The 19,609-nt window shown below is 47.2% G+C and carries 19 protein-coding genes; 16 read left to right on the top strand and 3 right to left on the bottom strand.

Annotated features, from left to right (window positions below; all coding sequences use genetic code 11):
* Nucleotides 1-57: 57 nt before the first annotated feature.
* Nucleotides 58-483 (bottom strand): hypothetical protein, encoded by a 426-nt coding sequence (locus ABD846_RS05810; RefSeq protein WP_344823753.1) that lies wholly within the window; start codon nt 481-483, stop codon nt 58-60.
* A gap of 222 nt (nt 484-705) precedes the next feature.
* On the opposite strand from ABD846_RS05810, the gene ABD846_RS05805 reads away from it, so the two are divergent.
* Together ABD846_RS05805 and ABD846_RS05800 are read left to right on the top strand one after the other, a co-directional pair.
* Complete coding sequence (locus ABD846_RS05805; RefSeq protein ID WP_344823751.1) at nt 706-2,085, top strand: NAD-dependent succinate-semialdehyde dehydrogenase; 1,380 nt, start codon at nt 706-708, stop codon at nt 2,083-2,085.
* Nucleotides 2,086-2,114: 29 nt separating this feature from the next.
* Nucleotides 2,115-2,717, top strand: a complete 603-nt coding sequence (locus ABD846_RS05800) for an SGNH/GDSL hydrolase family protein (RefSeq protein ID WP_344823748.1) — start codon at nt 2,115-2,117, stop codon at nt 2,715-2,717.
* Between the two features lie 11 nt (nt 2,718-2,728).
* Here the strand turns inward: ABD846_RS05800 and ABD846_RS05795 are convergent, their stop codons facing one another.
* Entirely contained in the window at nt 2,729-4,228 is a 1,500-nt protein-coding gene (locus tag ABD846_RS05795) for a glycoside hydrolase family 10-like protein (RefSeq protein WP_344823745.1), read from the bottom strand.
* 52 nt (nt 4,229-4,280) lie between these two features.
* Nucleotides 4,281-5,609 carry a MutS-related protein gene (locus ABD846_RS05790; protein ID WP_344823742.1) on the bottom strand — a complete coding sequence of 443 codons (1,329 nt, stop codon included), beginning with the start codon at nt 5,607-5,609 and terminating at the stop codon, nt 4,281-4,283.
* A gap of 98 nt (nt 5,610-5,707) precedes the next feature.
* Here ABD846_RS05790 and ABD846_RS05785 point away from each other — a divergent pair, with 98 nt between their 5' ends.
* The 14 genes from ABD846_RS05785 to ABD846_RS05720 all read left to right on the top strand — a co-directional run bounded on the left by ABD846_RS05785 (nt 5,708) and on the right by ABD846_RS05720 (nt 19,592).
* A complete protein-coding gene (locus ABD846_RS05785; protein ID WP_344823739.1) occupies nt 5,708-6,589 on the top strand; it encodes a bestrophin family protein in 882 nt (293 codons plus the stop codon).
* Nucleotides 6,590-6,642: 53 nt separating this feature from the next.
* Entirely contained in the window at nt 6,643-6,963 is a 321-nt protein-coding gene (locus tag ABD846_RS05780) for a hypothetical protein (protein ID WP_344823737.1), read from the top strand.
* A 2-nt stretch (nt 6,964-6,965) separates the two neighbouring features.
* Nucleotides 6,966-8,426, top strand: coding sequence for a hypothetical protein (locus ABD846_RS05775; protein WP_344823734.1), 1,461 nt, complete (start codon nt 6,966-6,968; stop codon nt 8,424-8,426).
* 15 nt (nt 8,427-8,441) lie between these two features.
* Nucleotides 8,442-9,428 carry a hypothetical protein gene (locus tag ABD846_RS05770; protein WP_344823731.1) on the top strand — a complete coding sequence of 329 codons (987 nt, stop codon included), beginning with the start codon at nt 8,442-8,444 and terminating at the stop codon, nt 9,426-9,428.
* Nucleotides 9,429-9,447: 19 nt separating this feature from the next.
* Nucleotides 9,448-10,140 (top strand): phosphoribosylformylglycinamidine synthase subunit PurQ, encoded by a 693-nt coding sequence (purQ, locus tag ABD846_RS05765; RefSeq protein ID WP_344823728.1) that lies wholly within the window; start codon nt 9,448-9,450, stop codon nt 10,138-10,140.
* 13 nt (nt 10,141-10,153) lie between these two features.
* The gene (locus ABD846_RS05760) at nt 10,154-11,020 is read left to right on the top strand and encodes a UbiA-like polyprenyltransferase (protein WP_344823725.1); all 867 of its coding nucleotides are present in this window, start codon (nt 10,154-10,156) and stop codon (nt 11,018-11,020) included.
* 18 nt (nt 11,021-11,038) lie between these two features.
* A complete protein-coding gene (gene dapB, locus ABD846_RS05755) occupies nt 11,039-11,755 on the top strand; it encodes a 4-hydroxy-tetrahydrodipicolinate reductase (protein ID WP_344823723.1) in 717 nt (238 codons plus the stop codon).
* Nucleotides 11,756-11,867: 112 nt separating this feature from the next.
* Nucleotides 11,868-12,908, top strand: coding sequence for a PorP/SprF family type IX secretion system membrane protein (locus ABD846_RS05750; RefSeq protein ID WP_344823721.1), 1,041 nt, complete (start codon nt 11,868-11,870; stop codon nt 12,906-12,908).
* Between the two features lie 177 nt (nt 12,909-13,085).
* The gene (atpB, locus tag ABD846_RS05745; RefSeq protein WP_344823718.1) at nt 13,086-14,258 is read left to right on the top strand and encodes a F0F1 ATP synthase subunit A; all 1,173 of its coding nucleotides are present in this window, start codon (nt 13,086-13,088) and stop codon (nt 14,256-14,258) included.
* A 20-nt stretch (nt 14,259-14,278) separates the two neighbouring features.
* A complete protein-coding gene (gene atpE, locus ABD846_RS05740) occupies nt 14,279-14,524 on the top strand; it encodes an ATP synthase F0 subunit C (protein WP_344823715.1) in 246 nt (81 codons plus the stop codon).
* Nucleotides 14,525-14,651: 127 nt separating this feature from the next.
* Nucleotides 14,652-15,146: a F0F1 ATP synthase subunit B gene (atpF, locus tag ABD846_RS05735; protein ID WP_344823712.1), complete on the top strand. Its 495-nt coding sequence runs from the start codon at nt 14,652-14,654 to the stop codon at nt 15,144-15,146.
* Between the two features lie 50 nt (nt 15,147-15,196).
* The gene (gene atpH / locus ABD846_RS05730; protein WP_344823709.1) at nt 15,197-15,757 is read left to right on the top strand and encodes an ATP synthase F1 subunit delta; all 561 of its coding nucleotides are present in this window, start codon (nt 15,197-15,199) and stop codon (nt 15,755-15,757) included.
* 51 nt (nt 15,758-15,808) lie between these two features.
* Complete coding sequence (gene atpA / locus ABD846_RS05725) at nt 15,809-17,386, top strand: F0F1 ATP synthase subunit alpha (RefSeq protein WP_344823706.1); 1,578 nt, start codon at nt 15,809-15,811, stop codon at nt 17,384-17,386.
* Between the two features lie 151 nt (nt 17,387-17,537).
* The gene (locus tag ABD846_RS05720; protein ID WP_344823704.1) at nt 17,538-19,592 is read left to right on the top strand and encodes a dipeptidyl-peptidase 3 family protein; all 2,055 of its coding nucleotides are present in this window, start codon (nt 17,538-17,540) and stop codon (nt 19,590-19,592) included.
* Nucleotides 19,593-19,609: the final 17 nt, after the last annotated feature.

Below are 19,609 nucleotides of genomic sequence, written 5' to 3'. Positions count from 1 at the left end.
AAAATAAAAAGCAGGTCCCGTTGAGAGACCTGCTTTTTGTTGTGTATCACAACAGAATTATTTGTCGATATTGAAGGAGCCGTTCTTAACGGTAAGTGTATCGTTCAGGTTTTTTGCAGTAAACTCAAAACGACCGATGTAAGAAGAGCCGTTGTCCTGAATAACTTCAACACTACCCGCAATGGAGCTGTAGTTACGGCCTGCATAGGTCACCACTACAGAGTTACTGTCGGTTTGCAGCGCACTGCCCTGATAAATTTTATAGGTACCAACACCTTTATAGTTGTTGATGAATAAATTTACAGTAGTAGGACTGCTTACATATTCAGATCCTTTAAAACGCACCGAGCGTGCAAACGGAATTTCTGAACTTACAAGTCCCGCCGCAGCGTTCCAGGCAAATCCGGAATCGGCAGAATTTCTTTTGATCACTGCAGACATTTCACGGGTTGTCTTTTGGTTGTCATTGTTTTTGCATGACATCCAACCAAAGCACAGTATAGCAGAAAAGGATAATAATACGTAGCGCATCGATTTTGTTAATTTTTCCAGAGGTTAAATGTAGTGAAAAAGTATTAACAAATCCAATACCCGACCGGAAATTGCTAAAAAGAAGTCGGTAGCAATTCTTTATAGTAGAAGAGCCTTTATTTATCAATCTCATAACTTTAGAGCATATACCTTGCGTAAGGTAAAGTCCAACCTATGGAACCTCAGATACTTAGCTCTTATAATCCGGCTACCGGCCTGGAAATCAAACAATATAAATCGCTGACAGCAGAACAGGTTGGCAAAAACCTGAAAAAGGCTCACAAAGCGTATACGCAATGGCGTTCATCGGCAATGAAGGAAAGAACTGCTTTGCTGCGTTCCGTTGCCAAAAGTATCCGTAAACATTCGGATGCGGCAGCATTGCTCGCTACACGTGAAATGGGTAAACCGATTGCCCAGAGTCGCGCGGAGCTCGAAAAGTGCGCGAAGACATTTGAATATTACGCTACCGAAGGCCCGCGTATGTTGCAGGACGAGCTTATTTTCTCCGAAGGCAAACGAAAAGGTTATGTATCGTTCCAGCCGATAGGCGTGGTGCTCGCTGTTATGCCCTGGAATTTTCCCTACTGGCAGGTATTCCGGGCAATGGCTCCGGTGCTGATGTCGGGCAATGCAATGGTGCTGAAACACGCTTCCAATGTAAGCGGCTGCGCTATGATGATCGAAAAAATAATGAAGGATGCAGGTGTTCCGGCTCATTTATACCAGACACTTTTAATTGCATCGTCAGCAGTAGCCTCCGTTATCGCTGCTCCGGAAGTTGCCGCGGTAACGTTTACAGGCAGTACTGCTGCCGGACGTAAAGTGGCATCGGTTGCCGCCGATAACCTCAAAAAGCAGGTGCTGGAACTGGGCGGAAGCGATGCTTACCTTATACTGGAAGATGCTGACGTGGCAGAAGCTGCGCGGATGTGTCTCGAAGCCAGGATGATTAACACCGGACAGAGCTGCGTGGCTGCAAAGCGTTTCATTGCAGTGAAATCCGTGAGAAAGTCTTTCGAGGCTGCTTTAAGTGAATTGATCAAACAGGTGACTTACGGCAATCCGGAAGACCCTGCACAGCAGATAGGTCCTATGGCCCGGCCTGATCTGCGCAAAGAACTTCATAGCCAGGTGACTGACAGTATTGCGGCAGGTGCGCGACTGCTGCATGGCGGTTTTATCCCGGAAGGTCCGGGTGCGTACTATCCGCCCACACTGCTGACTAATGTAAAGCCGGGTATGCCTGCTTATTCCGAAGAATTGTTTGGACCCGTTGCTGTGATCATCGAAGCGAAAGATGAGGCTGATGCGATACGCATTGCAAACAGTTCCGAATATGGCCTGGGCGGAGCGGTTTTTTCCCGCAACAGGAAGCGTGCTGAAAAAATTGCGCGTGAATTGCTGGATGCCGGAAGTTGTTTTGTGAATGAAGCGGTACATTCTGATCCCAGGCTGCCGTTCGGAGGAGTGAAGCATAGCGGCTATGGCAGAGAATTGTCCTCCTTTGCGTTGCGCGAATTTGTGAATATAAAAACGGTAGTGCTCGGATAATTTGTAATTTCCGCGTTTAAAGAAAAGCTATGTATTCTTATCTCGCTTTAGGCGACTCTTATACAATAGGAGAACAGGTACCTTTCGAACAGAACTTTCCGAATCAGGCAGTACAATTACTACGCGCTAAACATATGGACGTGTCTGATCCGGTTATTATTGCAACTACCGGATGGACTACCGATGAATTGCAGGCCGCGATACGCGAGCATAACATTCGTGAGACTTTTTCATTCGTGAGTCTGCTAATCGGTGTAAACAACCAGTATCGCGGGCGGTCGCTGGAAAACTACCGGGAGGAGTTTTCAGCGCTCCTGAACCAGGCGATACACTTCGCAGGAGGGCATACCGACAAGGTTTTTGTATTGTCGATCCCCGACTGGGGTGTAACACCGTTCGCCGGAGAAAGAGACCGCGCACAGATCGCCAGAGAAATCGATGCTTACAATAATGCTGCAATGGGCATTGCAAAAAGTCATCGCTGCCATTTCATAGAAATTACGCAGAGTACCAGGGAAAACGGCGTGCATGCAGATTATCTTGCCCCGGACGGATTGCATCCATCGGCTAAAGAGTATGCTGTCTGGGCATCCCGGCTTGCCGGTCAGGTTGCTGCTGTATTCGGGAAGTAAGCCGGAATCAGCTACAGTTTTACCTGATTGCTGGCCTTGCTTTCATTCCACAAACGGTCCAGCGCAGTGACCACATACGTGTAACGATCGGCTGCTCTTACTTCCTTATCTGAGAAGCCGGTTGTATTTTGTACGGATATGATATGCTCATTTGCGTTGAGGTCTACGTGCTCATTAGGACCGAAACGGTATACGGCATAGCTGATACGATCACCTTTAGGTGCGTCTACTGCATCCCACTGTAATTTCGGATAGGCGGCATCCATAATCTTTACAACAGGTGCTTCCGGAGCTTTTTTATCAAGCCAGGGCATCTGAGGAGGGAAGGCATAGAATTTGTTGGCCCCGTAACTCAGGCTGTCCCGTAAGGCAGTGCTGATCTTATCAAAGCTGGAAGTGCTGTAGAAAACCACACCGGGGTTGTGCGATGCGTCACGTATATCGCGTATCTGCCTCAATATCTCGTGCGGGCCCTGCCATATCCCTGCTTTGGATTCTGCCATACGGTATACGCCCAGTCCGAAATACATATGCCGTTTATAACTGTGGTTTTCCCACCACGGTAATAATGTTTCAAATGCGGCAGCACGATGACCATGCTCCCAGTACAACTGCGGCAGCGTGTAATCCACCCATCCGTTTTTCTGCCAGAGCAGAATATCCGAATACAGATCGTCGTAGCAGGTCTGGCCACCGCGGGTATTAGACCCTTCAGGATCTTTGGATGCATTGCGCCAGACACCGAACGGACTGATGCCGAATTTGACGTAAGCTTTTTCCCCTTTGATATTATTGTAGAGTGTTGCCACAAAAGTGCTCACATTATTACGGCGCCATTCATCTTTTTGTGTAAAGTCGCCTTTGAAACGCTGGAAGCTGCGCTGGTCGCCGAATTCCACACCCGCAATCCTGTAGGGGTAGAAATAGTCGTCCAGGTGAATACCGTCCACGTCATAGCGGTTGACCACATCCATGATCACATTGATGACATACTCTCTTGCTTCCGGAACACCCGGATCTATATAGGATTTGCCTCCGTAGCTGATGATCCAGTCGGGGTGCGTGTAAGTGATATGATTTTTGGGGTTCGGATTTTTTTTGCTGTCGGTGAGTGCGCGGAAAGGATTGAACCATGCATGCAGTTCCATGTTTCTTTTGTGTGCTTCCTCTATAGCGAAGGAAAGCGGATCGTAAGCAGGAAAAGGCTGCTGGCCCTGCCTGCCGCTCAGGAAACGGCTCCATGGCTCAAAGCGGGAAGCATATAGTGCATCTGCAGCCGGACGTACCTGTAAAAAAACGGCATTGCAGCCCATTGCTTTCAATGCGTCCAGTCTGCTGATCAGTTCCTGTTGTTGCTGTACCGAAGGTAAACCTTGCCTGGAAGGCCAGTCGATATTCGACACGGTGGCAATCCATGCGCCACGGAATTCTCTTTTCGGAGATTTTTGTGCCTGGGTTTCGTGGGTAAGTAAGAGAGAAAGAACGGTAAAGAGAGACAGCAATCTGAGCATAATACTTATACGGTTAGTAGTGCCGTAAAGTTAGCCAATAATTCTGTAGTGCTCAGGAACGCTTGCGGAGCAAATCTATAATCCCTTCTTTCACCAGGATGCGGTAACCGATACGTTCGTCGGAAATGCCCGGTTCCAGGCGGTAGTCAAATACAAAGTTTCCGTCTGTACCCAGATGCGTGGTGAAGCGGTAAAAGGAGACGCCGTTCTGCCCTTCGAAATGATGTGCTACTTCATGCAGATGGGTGGACAGTATCATGATATGCTCGGGATGGCGCAACATGCCTTCTACAATAGCCTTGGTACATTCATAGGCATCGTGCACATTTGTTCCTTTAAACAGCTCATCCATCAGCACCAGTTGTGGCCCCGATTCGGTGATGTGCGCTATCGTCTGCCTGATTGTTTTTACTTCCGCAAGAAAGAAGCTTTCACCTTTCAGCAGATCATCTTCCACATGCATATTCGTAAGTACGCCGTTCAGAAACGACATGCCGAACGATGCGGCAGGAACACCCATCCCCATTTTTGCCAGCAGTGTTGCCACGCCGAGCGCACGCATCAGCGTGGTCTTCCCGGACATGTTGGCTCCTGTAAGCAGCATAAATGTGCTGCCGGGAGTAAAGTCGATATCATAAGCAACAGGCTGTGCGATCAGTGGATGGAACAGTCCCCTGGCGTGCAAAGATGTCTGAGATGATTCACTGATAAAAGGAAACTGCCATTTCAGTTGTCTGGTTGCATCTGCCAGCCCCTTCCATGCATCCAGTTTTGCAAAGTCATCCATCAGGTGCAGGATATTGCTTTTCATTTCACGCCTTGCGCGGAAGCTGAGCGTTGCGATCTCCTTAAAGCTGGCATCTTTATCCATATGGATAATGCTGTCGGTGAGCGGATGCTCCAGCTGCTGCTTCATATGCGCAAACGTTTCGCGGATCAGCGGAGGGCAGCCCGGCACCTTAGTTTCTGTATCCACGAAAGCGGTACAACCTTTCAGGAAATCGGAAAGGTGCGAAAGCGAGAATTGCGTGAAGTGGAATTCATTCCGGTTGAGCAGTTTTTGCAGCCATTTTCCACCGAACAACGAAAGTCCGCCCGGATGCGCCGCATAAGCATCTGCCGATTCAAAAAATTTTTCGAGCATTACGATCGTTCCGTTTGAGATAGCGTCCGGCCAGTAGCCCGGATACTGTACCCAGAAACGTATCGCATCCTGCTGCCGCAACAGCTTTTCACAGCTGGACGGTGTATGCACGACCATTTTTCTGATAAGGCTGCTTCCCAGATGCGTGCTGCTTCTGTCAATAAGATCCAGTATTGTTCCCTGTCCCTCGCCGCCCGTAAAAGAAAGGTCTTTCAGCGTTCTTTTGCTCGATTCCATTTAGCATACAATTTTACGATAATATCCTTTCAAAGACCGGTATGGCAGGTTTTTTCACACAATGCATTAATGATTATTTTTGACGAAATACGCTTTACATGCAGATTTACAATAACAAAGCATGGGCGAAAGCCTTGTTTATGATGTCGCGGGCAGATACCGCACGCAAGCTGGCGCCGCTGATTACGGGCGTATTCCTTTATTCGTTGCTGGTAGCTTTTGCAGAGCTCGACGTGTTAAAAATACAACCGGATTCGTGGGTAAAGAATGTGCCGACATTGCATACGCTGCTGGGATTCGCTATTTCGATCTTACTGGTGTTCCGGACCAATACCGCCTACGACAGGTGGTGGGAAGGACGGAAGCTTTGGGGAGCGCTGGTCAATAACAGCCGGAACCTCGCGTTAAAGATCAGGGCTATGGTTCCCGATACAGACACTCAGCTGTTCTTCGCGAGAGCCATTCCTCTGTATGCCGATTCGCTGCAGGCCCATTTACAACTGGAGCAGACAAGGCTTGCACTGGATGATCAGGCTCACCCCGAATGGGACGCGATCGATACGGAGAAACATATCCCCAATCAGATTGCAGGTGTGATGATCCGGAAGGTAACGGAACTGTATAAGAACGGCGCCATTACCGGAGATCAGCTGATCGTACTGAACGGGGAATTGTCTTCATTCACCGATATATGCGGCGCCTGCGAGCGGATCAAGAATACGCCCATTCCGCAATCGTACAGCGCATTTATCAAGAAGTTCATTTTTCTGTACATCAGCACACTCCCGATGGGGTATGTGTTTACGCTCGGATACTTTGTCGCGCCGGTTGTTGCCATTGTGTTTTATGTGCTCGGGAGTCTGGAGCTGGTCGCAGAAGAAATTGAAGATCCTTTTGGCAATGACGACAACGATCTGCCGATGACCAAAATAGCTTCCAATATCCGGAAACATGTGGGTGAAATCCTGCCGGGTCAGTAAGTAAATTTAACAGAAAGTGCCATATGCAGCTACTATCTTTGTACTGTTTAGATATGAAAAATTCTGCCCTTGCGTTTGTGTTTATTCCGCTGGTATGCATCGCCTGCAATCCGCAGAAAGCCGCGCCTATGAGCGAGGCACGGAAGCAACAGATCATCGATTCCATTGTACGTGCACGGGAGCAGGAAATAAGGGAAATAGAAGAAGAAAATCTCCGCGACAGAATGAGCATTGAACTAAAGGTGAAAGCCGATTCACTGCTCGCATTACGTCATCCCGCAATCCGGCCTGTAGTCCCGAAAAAAGATACCGTTCGCGTAGATACCGCATCCCAAGCAGCTTTATCAGATACCACCGGAAAACAACCGAACTAATTATGAGACTTTATTCCTTCCTGCTTTCTTTTTTACTGATCGTATCAGGCCTGCCCTCCCAGGCGCAGCGCGTAATGTACAGCGATTATAATCCGTTCGACCTGCGCAACGGGTCGGTGGCCGTGATCGGGAAAATCAACGGAAGTCTGTTCACTTTCCGCTCTTCCGGTAAGGAGTATTTTCTGGATACTTACAACGACTCGATGGATCATATCGCAACGATCGTGCTGGATTTCTTTCCGGACAAGACAAGCAATATCCGCTTCATTTCCTATACAGACCGCATGCTGGTATTGTACCAGCAACAATCGGGCACGCGTATCACACAATACGCAGCCATGCTCGACAGTCGCGGTATCCTGATAAAAAATCCGCTGAAAGTGGATGAAAAAAGAAGCGGATTTTTCGGCTCCAGCGATAATGAATTTTTCTCTTCGGCCGTATCTGAGGATAAAAGGAACCTGGTGATTTACCGTGCCGACACGAAAGGAAAGTCACTCAATTTCGACGGATACTGGCTCGACGTCGACAAAATGAAAATTATAAAGCGCGCCAAGCTGAAATACAAAGCCGGCAATACGCTGGACTGCGGACAGGCGCTCCTGAATAATAACGGCGACTTCTTCCTGCCAGCCTACACCATTATCGGAAGCAGAAGTTATACCGATGAATACGCGATGCTCACGATTAAGCATGATGAGAGTGTGTTTCGTGTTACTGAACTGGCTTTTGAGGATCATTACATGGAATACCCGTTCCAGAAGATCAATAACCAGAACGGAAATATTTATGTCGCGTCGTTTTATTCCACAGAGAAGAACGGTAATAATGAAGGAGTGGCTGCGGCGACATTTAATATGAACACACTTACGTTTGACGATAAGGCTGCTATTCCTTTTGAGGATGAAATGCGCGGGGATACAAAAGGCAAGCGCCGCGAACGCGCGTTCAACCTTTTCCGTATCAACCAGCTTATCATAAAAAACGACGGAGGATTTCTTGTCGCGGCAGAAGAATATTATATGACCACTCAAAGCGCTTATATGCCGGGTGTGGGCTTTTACTCCTACTACTTTAGTCCTGTAATGGCGCAAACAGTGCGTGAATATCACTATAACGATATACTCGTGCTGTCTTATAACGCTGCAAAAAAAGAAGAGTGGCATACGTTTGTGCGTAAAGAGCAGTATTCACAGGAGGACGGCGGAATGTTCTCTTCGTACACGTTGCTCAATACCGGCGGGGCATTAGGATTTTTGTTTAATGATTTCAACAGCCGTCGTTCGAGAATTGAGCTCAGTTCCGTTGCTGCAGATGGAAGTGTGAATACCGGCTTTATGGATTCCGGTTCTGATACGGATCCCGACTGGGTTCCAAGGGAGGGTAAGCAGGTAGACAGCCGCGAAATTGTGATTCCGTGTTTGCGTAAGAAGCAGATATGCTTCGCGAAAATTGTACTTTAGCGCAAATTTTCCGTTTTGCTTCATCTGGTTCGTAACAATAGCCCTTATACGGCTATATTACTTTTTTTGCTGACGCTGACACTGCATCTGCAGGCGTTGACACACGCTGTGCTGCCGCATGCCGAAGCGTCGCAATTTTTTTACGGATGGCTGTTGCACGGCTTAAGCTACATTTTCGGAAAATCCGCTTTTGCATATACATTGTTTTCTGTGCTGTTACTGTTCGTTCAGGCACTGATCATCAACAGACTGGCAATCCGCCATCGCTTGTTTATGCACCAGCATTACCTTCCCGCTTTCTGTTTCATTGTACTGAGCAGTCTGAATCCGGCGTTGAGCGTGTTTGGCGCACCGCTTATCTGTAATTTCCTGCTTTTGGGAGTAATGCATCTCCTGCTGGCATCCAGAAACCATCAGAACGCCAATAAACAGATCTTCAATTTAGGTTTTCTGATTATGCCTGCCGCGCTTCTGGAGTTTCCGGCGGTGGTATTCGTCCTGTATGCTTTTGTGGCTTTATTGATAATCAGACCATTCAGCTTCAGGGAATGGATGGTGATGCTTCTCGGATTGGTAATGCCGCTGTATATACTTGTGGTGATTCTTTTTTGCACAGATAAATTACAACTGCTGCATTTATGGCCGGAGCTTGGTGTATCTTTGCCCCGCCAATTAAAACCAGCCGAATATTACCTGGGTGTGGCGGGAGGATTGATCGTATGGTTGTGTATCTGTGTGTACAATATGCAATCCCAGTTGCCCAAAGCGCCTATTTTTATTCGTCGCAGTTGGATAGTGGTGACGCTCTTACTGTTTTTTTCCCTGATTGCGGCATGTTTCACCGCACCTTCCGTACAGGGAGGTTGGATGATTTGCCTGCCTGCGCTGAGCCTGATCCTGGCCCAGGCTTTCAGTCATGAACGGAATAAAAAAGTAAATCGTATCAGCTTCTATTTTGTACTCGCGCTGGTGATTTTTGCACAGATATTTTTACCGCTATAATTCAAAAAGCTTATTTATAATGAAATTCGGAGTAATTGTTTTCCCCGGTTCCAATTGTGATCGTGATATGTACAACGCACTGCGCTACGACCTTCAGCAGGATGTGGTGATGCTGTGGCACAAGGATCGCGATCTCAGCATGTTTGATAAGAACGATTGTATCGTTTTACCCGGAGGATTCTCTTACGGAGATTACCTGCGTTGCGGTGCCCTGGCCCGCTTCAGTCCGCTGATGGAGCAGGTGGTTAACTTCGCAAACGCCGGTGGTAAAGTATTGGGCGTATGTAACGGTTTCCAGATCCTTTGTGAATCCGGATTGCTTCCAGGTGCGTTGCTTCAGAACGACCATCAGAAGTTTGTCTGCAAAAACGTATTTATAAAAAATGAGGCATCGCGCGATATCGTCAGCCATTCTGTAATGGGGCGTACCCTGCGCATTCCTGTTGCCCACGGAGAAGGCAGGTATTATGCAGATGCTGCAACGATGCAACAATTGAAAGATAACGACCAGATCGTTTTCCGTTATGTGAATGAGCACGGTGAGCATCATATCGATGCGAACCCTAATGGCGCCATGGAAAACATCGCGGGTATCTGCAATGCCGGCAGAAACGTATTTGGTATGATGCCGCATCCGGAGAGGGCCTGCAGTAAAGAGCTTTCCAATACAGACGGCGTTTCTGTCCTGAGCGCATTCACTGCAATGATCTAATTTACATTATCGGATGAGTGCGTCAAAAAAAGTCGCTGATTATCTGTCGCTGATCAAATTCAGTCATACGGTATTTGCATTGCCATTCGCATTTGTGGGCTTCTCATTAGCGATTCTTAAGGATGGCTATGCGTTTCAGCCCCGTTTGCTGTTGCTGATGCTGCTATGTATGGTATTTGCACGTAGTGCTGCAATGGCCTTCAATCGCTGGCTGGACAGGCGTTTCGATGCTCTGAATCCGCGAACCGCCAAAAGAGAGATACCGGCCGGAGTGATCAGTCCGAAGCATGCGTTGTGGTTTGTGATCATCAGCAGTCTGCTGTTTGTGGTCACTACTTTTTTCATCAACCCGTTGTGCTTTTACCTGTCACCGGTGGCACTGCTCGTCATTTTATTCTACAGTTATACCAAGCGGTTCACGCCATTGTGCCATCTGGTGCTCGGGCTCGGACTAAGTCTGGCCCCGATAGGGGCGTATTTGTCGGTGACTGGTTCCTTTAACATCATTCCGCTTATTTTTTCTTTTCTCGTGCTCACATGGGTGTCTGGGTTCGATATTATTTATGCATTGCAGGATGAGGAATTCGACCGGTCTCAGCAATTGTATTCCATTCCTTCGGTATTGGGTGCGCGTCGCGCGCTGAATGTTTCCAACCTGCTGCACATCGGGTCTGCGGCATTGGTGATAACGGCAGGAATGGCCGGCCATTTTTCCTGGTTGTACTGGGTGGGTGCGGCTGTGTACACCGGCATGCTGTTGTACCAGCATCTGTTGGTGAAACCCAACGATCTGAGTAAGGTGAATATTGCCTTTATCAATACAAACAGTGTGGCCAGCATTTGTTTTGCGGTATTTACGATCGCATCCTTCTTTATCTAGCTAGTAATTATTTTGGGTATGAAAATCGCATTAGTGGGATATGGCAAAATGGGTAAGGCCATTGAGCGTATTGCCTTGTCCAGGGGACACGAAATTGTATTGCGTATCAGCAGTCAGAACCGTCAGTTATTGTTTTCAGAAACAATAAAAGAGGCGGACGTTGTCATTGAAATGACAAATCCTGAAGCGGCGTTCGACAACGTTAAAGCCTGCCTGGATGCCGGAGTATCGGTTGTTTGCGGCTCTACAGGCTGGAACAACGAGGTGCCTGCGGCAAAGCAACTGGCTGAGGAAAAAGGGGTGGCGTTTTTGCAGACATCCAACTTCAGCATTGGCGTGAATGTGTTTTTCAGCATCAATGAAGTGCTGGCAGATATTATGAATAAATATCCTGAATATGAGGTGAGTATGGAAGAGGTGCATCATATTCATAAGAAAGATAAACCAAGTGGAACGGCCATTACACTGGCGGAACGCATCATTGCACACCTGGATCGTAAAAAAAGATGGGAAGAATCCCAACCCGGAGCGGCAGAAGTGCTGTCTATACATCCGGTACGGGAAGATGAGGCGCCGGGTACGCACTCCGTTAAATATTCTTCCGCAATCGACGATATCGAGCTGATACATACAGCACACAACAGAGATGGTTTTGCCCAGGGTGCAGTTGTGGCGGCAGAGTTTATTGCGGGCAAAAAAGGGGTTTACACTATGAGGGATGTACTTGGACTCTGAGCAGCCAAAAAAATATTGACAATGATTTGTGAAAATTAAATTAAATGGCTATCTTGCCCCAACATTGATTTAGAAGCGTTTCCTTTACAAGATAAATAAACCCCAAGACAAGATGAAGAAATTATTACTCTGTTTGGGTGCTGCATTTGCACTCAGCAATTCTTCACAGGCACAGGATGTGCATTTTTCGCAGTATTTCACGTCTCCTATGACGCTGAATCCTGCATTGACCGGTTTGACACAGTCTGATTTACGTATCGCTGCTAACTTCCGTCAACAATGGAGTTCTATTAACAACGCTCCTTACACCACAGGAACTGCATCCGTAGATGTTGCTTCTCTGCGTGGCCAGTTTGAAAGCGGGGATTATCTGGGGTTTGGTGTGCTGGCGCTTTATGATAAAGCGGGTACTGCTGCATTGCAGAATATCTCCATCGGACTTTCTGCCGCCTACCACAAAGCATTTGGTGTGGATAAGCAACATACCTTGTCTTTTGGTGTTCAGGGAACATTGGTTCAGAAGACGATCCAGAACGATAAGCTCACTTTCGAAGACGAATACGATCCGCGCAATCAGACGTTCTCTGTAGGAACTACAAAAGACAATCTGAGCAATAAGGATATGACTTACCCGGATTTCGCTCTGGGTCTGATGTATAACGGACGTATCAGTGAGCATGCAACTTTGTTCGGTGGTGTTTCCATGTACCACATCACACGCCCTGTTGAATCTTTCCTGGGAGGTAATCACAAATTGTACAGACGTTCTGCTTTATATGCAGGTACTCAGCTGGATATGAACGACCGCACCGTTTTCTACGGTAGTGCACTGGTTCAGTTCCAGGGTCCCAATACCTCTGCTATGGCAGGTGGCGCCATCGGTTTCATCATGAATCCGGGCTACGACAGGGAGTTCTCCAAAGCATCTATTTTCTATCTTGGTAGCTGGTACCGTTACGGAGATGCGATCATTCCTTACGTAGGTTTTGAATTCTCCAAAGCCCAGTTGGGTGTATCTTACGATGCCAACCTTTCCGGCCTGACTCCCGCTACAAACGGAAACGGAGCATTCGAAATTTCACTGATTTTCAATGGTGCTATCAACCGTGCTGATCCCGTTCAGCGTTTTGTTACCGGTTGTCCGAAATTCTAACAGAAAATACTTTATCTAAGCCCCGCTATAAGCGGGGCTTTTTTTATGGACTTTCTTTTCGCAATAAGCTGATTTTAAGCGCTTGTTAAGCGTATGTTGAAAAAAAATGAAACACGTTGTTTTTTATGAATTTAAAACGAGTATCTTTGCGCAAAATTTAAGGGTTATTTCACGCTTATGAATCGTCTGTTTTCCTTATTGGTATTGATTTTCACGGCTTTTGTATCTTCTTTTTCCGCGTCGGCTCAGGAAGAACCTACTGTAACCGAGACAGCGGTGCATGAGGAAGCAACCGAGGGAAAATCCCTTGATATTAAGAAAATTATTTTTGAACATGTGGGAGATGCGCATGAATGGCATTTCATGACCATCGGTCATACCCATGTTTCTGTTCCATTGCCTGTTATCCTGTACAGTCCTGAGAAAGGTGTTTCTATGTTCTCTGCTTCCAGCTTCGGTCATGAGGGAGAGCGTGTTGCTCACGACGGCTACCGTATCGTGGACGAACACTATAAAGAGGAAATGATCGCTGCCGGAAAACCCGCTGAAGAAGTGGAAGGGATCAAGGAGGGGACTATCGTTTCTGAAGACGGATCCAAAGTGTACGACTTTTCCATTACCAAGAACGTAATGTCGATGCTCATCTCCGTGGTACTGCTTTTGTGGATCATGCTGAGCGTGGCAAAAAAATATAAAGCGCGTGAAGGCCAGGCGCCAACCGGATTCCAGAATGCTATTGAGCCGGTGATCACTTTTGTCCGTGACGAAGTGGCTGTTCCGAACCTGGGTCACAAAGCAAACCGCTTCATGCCTTTGCTGCTTACATTCTTCTTCTTTATCTGGATCAACAACATGCTGGGTCTGATCCCGGGTGGTGCTAACTTTACCGGTAACGTGGCCGTGACCGCTTGTCTCGCGCTGATCTCCTTCATTGTAATGGTGGTGCGTGCCAACGGACATTTCTGGGGTCACTTGCTGAATCCTCCGGGAGTGCCATTGCCGATCAAATTCATCCTCGTTCCGATTGAGATCATTTCCCTGTTCATTAAGCCAGTCGCACTGACGATTCGTCTTTTTGCGAACATCCTGGCAGGTCACATCATTATCCTGAGCATCGTTTGTATGATCTTCATTTTCGGTGCGATGTCGCCGGTAGCAGGCTGGGGCTTCTCTCCTGTTTCCGTTGGATTCTCTATTTTCATGTTCTTCCTTGAGTTGCTGGTAGCAGCGATCCAGGCGTTTATCTTCACTACACTGACAGCGGTATTTATCGGTCAGGCAGTGGACGAAGGGCACGGACACGAAGATGGTCAGCACTATCATACATCTGAGAACGAAATTATTGCGTAGTTTTTAAATCCCAATTATATATGTCTATCTTAAACACAATTATGTTAGATGGTAGCGCCGCTGGACTGGGCGCAGTAGGTGCTGGTATCGCTGCTTTGGCTGCTGGTGTTGGTATCGGACAAATCGGTAAAGGTGCCGTTGAGTCTATCGCTCGCCAACCAGAAGCTGCAGGCGACATCCGCTCTGCTATGATCCTGACTGCTGCCTTCGTTGAGGGGGTTGCTCTGTTCGGCGTTATCGCTGGTCTGCTGGCTGTATTGAAATAATCCTGCCGGACCACAACAACACATTGAACTGCATTTGACGCAAAGGGCCGAGAATGCAGTTCTTTTCCAGACTTTTGGGAATTGAAAATCATACTTTAAGTAAACACAACAAAAGAAACTATATCTTATGGATTTGCTCCAACCGGACCTCGGTCTCTTTGTATGGACCCTCGTTGCATTTCTGATCGTATTCCTGATCCTGAAAAAGTATGCATGGAAACCCATCCTGAACTCTCTGAACGAGCGCGAGAAAAACATCGCAGACTCCATCGCTTCTGCAGAGCGCGTGAAAGCCGAAATGGCTACCATGCAGGCTGAAAACCAGAAGATCATGGCTGAAGCCCGTGAAGAAAGAACACAAATGCTGAAAGAAGCGAAAGAACTGAAGGATAAGATCGTAAACGATGCCAAAGAACAGGCTAAAACCGAAGCTGCTAAAATTATGGCAGATGCGCGCGTGCAGATCGATCACCTGAAAATGGCTGCGATGACAGAAGTGAAAAACGAAGTTGCTAATCTGGCACTTCAGGTTGCGGAAAAAGTTATCCGTAAAAACCTGAGCAGCGATGCAGATCAAAGCGCATTTGCCAAGAAACTTGCAGAAGAAGTAAGCTTAAACTAATCAATTAGTCGTACCGGTCTTTATTAACCGCGACACAATATTTTACTCATATGCTCAATCCACGTCTTGCATCCCGTTACGCGAAATCTCTGATAGATATCTCCACAGAACAGAATGTGCTGGAAGATATCCTCAAGGATATGCAAATGATCGATATGGTATGCCGCCAGAACAGGGATTTCCTGATGCTGATGCGCAGTCCTGTTATCAAAGCAGATAAAAAATTTGCGATCGTGGATGCTATTTTCAATGGTCGCGTTGCACCGCTTACTGCGGCATTCGTGAAGCTGTTGATCAATAAAGGCCGTGAACAGAATCTAGATGAAATTGCTCAGGCGTTTATCCAACAGTACCGCTTCATTAAAAAAATCAAAACAGTGCGACTCACCACCGCGGTTCCTGTGGACAGCGAAGTGATCGAAGTGCTGAAAAATAAAATTGCCGCTGCATTCAGCGAAAGCAGTATCCAGATCGAAACAAAAACAGATCCTTCTTTACTGGGTGGTTTCGTGCTCGATCTCGGAGATCGTCAGCTGGACGCAAGCGTGGCCCGTGATCTGAACGATATCAGAAAGCAGTTTACCGGCAATCTGTACGTTCCTAAATATTAATATTCAACACTAGTAAATTAAAAATCGTTAACTCTTTATAATCTAAACAAAATGGTTGACATAAAACCCGATGAAATATCAGCGATACTCCGTCAGCAGCTGAGCAGCTTCAACGCTGAAGCAAATCTTGAGGAGGTGGGAACCGTACTCCAGGTGGGTGACGGTATCGCATTGGTTTACGGTCTCAACGGCGTTCGCCAGGGGGAACTCGTAGAATTTGAGAACGGCGTTCGCGCTATCGCTCTGAACCTCGAAGAAGATAACGTAGGGGTTGTATTGATGGGAGAAAGCGGTACTATTAAAGAAGGTAGTAAAGTTACCCGCACCGGCCGCATCGCCTCCATCAAAGTGGGAGAGAGCATGCTGGGTCGCGTGGTAAATACACTGGGTGAACCTATAGACGGTAAAGGTCCGCTGGGTGGTGAATTGTATGAAATGCCACTCGAGCGTAAAGCTCCCGGCGTATTGTTCCGTGAGCCTGTAAAAGAACCCCTGCAAACAGGTATCAAAGCGATCGATGCAATGATCCCCGTTGGCCGTGGTCAGCGTGAACTGGTAATCGGTGACCGTCAAACTGGTAAAACAGCTATCTGTATCGATACCATCATCAACCAAAAAGAATTTTACGAAGCAGGAAAACCTGTTTATTGTATCTATGTAGCAATCGGACAGAAAGCATCAACCGTTGCCGGAGTTATCAAGACTCTGGAAGAAAACGGTGCGATGCCTTATACCACTGTGGTACTGGCTTCTGCTTCTGACCCTGCTCCATTGCAATTCTACGCTCCGTTTGCGGGCGCTGCTATCGGGGAGTATTTCCGCGATACTGGCCGTCCTGCACTGGTGGTTTATGATGATCTGTCTAAGCAGGCGGTGGCTTACCGCGAGGTTTCCCTGCTGCTCCGTCGCCCTCCTGGACGTGAGGCTTATCCCGGTGACGTATTCTACCTGCATAGCCGTTTGCTGGAGCGCTCTGCGAAAGTGATCAGCAATAATGAGATCGCCAAAACAATGAACGATCTTCCTGAAAGCCTGAAAGATAAAGTGAAAGGTGGTGGTTCTCTGACCGCATTGCCTATCATCGAAACTCAGGCGGGTGACGTATCTGCTTATATCCCTACAAACGTAATCTCCATCACTGATGGTCAGATCTTCCTGGAGTCCAACCTGTTCCTGGCGGGTATCCGTCCTGCGATCAACGTAGGTATCTCCGTAAGCCGTGTAGGTGGTAACGCTCAGATCAAATCCATGAAGAAAGTATCCGGTACCCTGAAGCTCGATCAGGCCCTGTTCCGTGAAATGGAGGCATTCTCCAAATTCGGTGGTGATCTGGATGCTGCTACTAAAAACGTAATCGATAAAGGTTCCCGTAACCTGGAGATCCTGAAACAACCTCAGTTCTCTCCATACACCGTAGAAAAGCAGGTTGCTATGATCTATGTGGGCACCAACAACCTGATCCGCGAAATCCCTGTTAAGAATGTAAAAGCATTTGAAGAGGCTTTCCTGCGCGAGATGGATCTGAAAATGCCGGACGTACTGGCTGAATTCAAAAAAGGAAATCTGCCGGAAGAAGGGCTGACGAAAATGACTCAACTGGTCAACAGTCTGATTCCTCAATTTAAATAGTAGATTTTATTGGTATATCGGAAAGCCGGTTCTGCAAAGAGCCGGCTTTTTCGATGTAAACGGCTTGTTAGCAGCCCTTTTTTCGGATTACAAAACCTTATCTTTACTCCTTCAAATTTATTCGCTAATGCAAAAATGGAAATTACCCGCTATGGCCTTAATTAGTGCGGCTGCGCTTGCCTCCTGTTCCGGTGATGCACCAAAGCCCGAAACCAAAACAGAACAGGCTGCACCACAGGCAGATTTTAAAGTAATGGCAGAATCTTTTGCTGATCTTCAGCTGCTGCGTTACCAGGTTCCGGGTTGGGAAGAACTCAGCCTGCAGCAGAAAACGCTCGCATACTACCTGTACGAAGCCGCATTGTGCGGTAGAGACATTTACTACGATCAGGCAAATAAATACGGTCTTACACTGCGTAAAACAATTGAAGCCGTGTACGCTACCTACAAAGGGGATCGCAACTCCGAAGACTGGAAGAAATTCCAGACATATGCCGGACGTGTATGGTTCTCTACGGGTAATCACCACCATTATGCAAAGGATAAATTTATCCCTGAATGCAGTTTTGAATATTTTAGCGAACTCGTGAAGAACAGTGATCAGAGCCAGCTGCCGCTTGCTCAGGGAGAGACTGCCGATGCATTTCTTGCCCGTATCAAGCCGTTGGTATTCGATCTGAACTTCCAGCCTAAAATGGTGGATCTGAGAGCGGGTATCGACAACGTTGTGGCGTCTTCCAACAATTTCTATGAAGGGGTAACGCAGAAGGAAGTGGAAGCATTCTATGGTAATGCAACCATGTTCCCGCATAGTGACCAGGAGCCGGAGTGGGGACTGAACAGCAAAGTGATCAAGGAAAACGGCAAAATAAGCGAGAAGGTATGGAAAGTGGGCGGTATGTACGGTCCGGCCCTGGAAAAAGTGGTCTACTGGCTGAAAAAAGCAACAACCGTTGCCGAGAATGAACAACAGAAAAAGGCACTGGAATTGCTGGCTCGTTATTATGAGACCGGAGACCTGCATGATTGGGATCAATACAACATTGCATGGGTAAATGACACCGCTTCCCGCATTGATATCAGTCACGGTTTTATCGAAGTGTACAACGATGCTATCGGTAAAAAAGGAAGCTTTGAATCTGTGGTATCGCTGAAAGATCTGAACACCACCAAAACAATTGCCGCTATCGCTAAAGAAGCGCAATGGTTTGAGGACAATTCTCCGCTGATGCCCGAGCATAAGAAAAAAACAGTAAAAGGTATTTCCGCAAAAGCGATCACTGTTATCGTTGAATCAGGAGATGCTGCACCGAGCACACCGATCGGTATCAATCTGCCTAACTCCGACTGGTTAAGAAAAGAGCATGGCTCCAAATCCGTTTCGCTGAGCAATATCGTTCACGCCTACAATGAAAGCAGCGCCGGAAGCGGTATGCTGGATGAGTTTGTGAGCAATCCTGAAACCCTGAAACGGATGAAAGAGTTCGGTAACCAGGGTAGCGACCTGCATACGGATATGCATGAGTGTATCGGACATGCCTCAGGTCAGATCAACCCCGGCGTGGCCACTCCGGACAAGACGTTGAAAAACTATGCATCCTGCCTTGAAGAGGCTCGTGCAGACCTCGTTGCGCTGTATTACATCATGGATCAGAAACTGGTGGATATCGGCGTAATGCCTTCTCTGGAAGTGGGTAAAGCCGAATACGACAGTTATATGATGAATGGCCTGATGACACAGCTCACGCGTCTGAAACTCGGCGATAAACTGGAAGAGGCACACATGCGCAACCGCGCGCTGAATGCGTACTGGGTATTTGAAAAAGGTAAGAAGGATAATGTTGTTGAATTTGTGAAGAAAGATGGTAAAACCTATGTTCAGATCAACGACTATAACAAGCTGCGTACGCTCTTTGGTGAATTACTGCGTGAAATTCAACGCATCAAATCCGAGGGCGATTTCAATGCAGGTAAAAACCTGGTGGAAACATACGGAGTGAAAGTGAATCCGGAACTGCATAAGGAAGTGCTGGAGCGTTTTGCAAAACTGAATATTAAACCTTACAAAGGATTTATCCAGCCTCGCCTGGTACCGGTTATGAACGGAGACAAGATCACGGATGTAAAACTCGAATATCCTGATTCTTTCTTCGGACAAATGATGGAGTATGCCAAAAGCTATTCATTGCTTCCGGTAATGAACTAATCAGAAAAAGGACAATA

The sequence above is a fragment of the Rurimicrobium arvi genome, from assembly GCF_039540495.1.
Classification (GTDB): domain Bacteria; phylum Bacteroidota; class Bacteroidia; order Chitinophagales; family Chitinophagaceae; genus Rurimicrobium; species Rurimicrobium arvi.
This window is presented reverse-complemented; position numbering and strand designations above follow the sequence as displayed.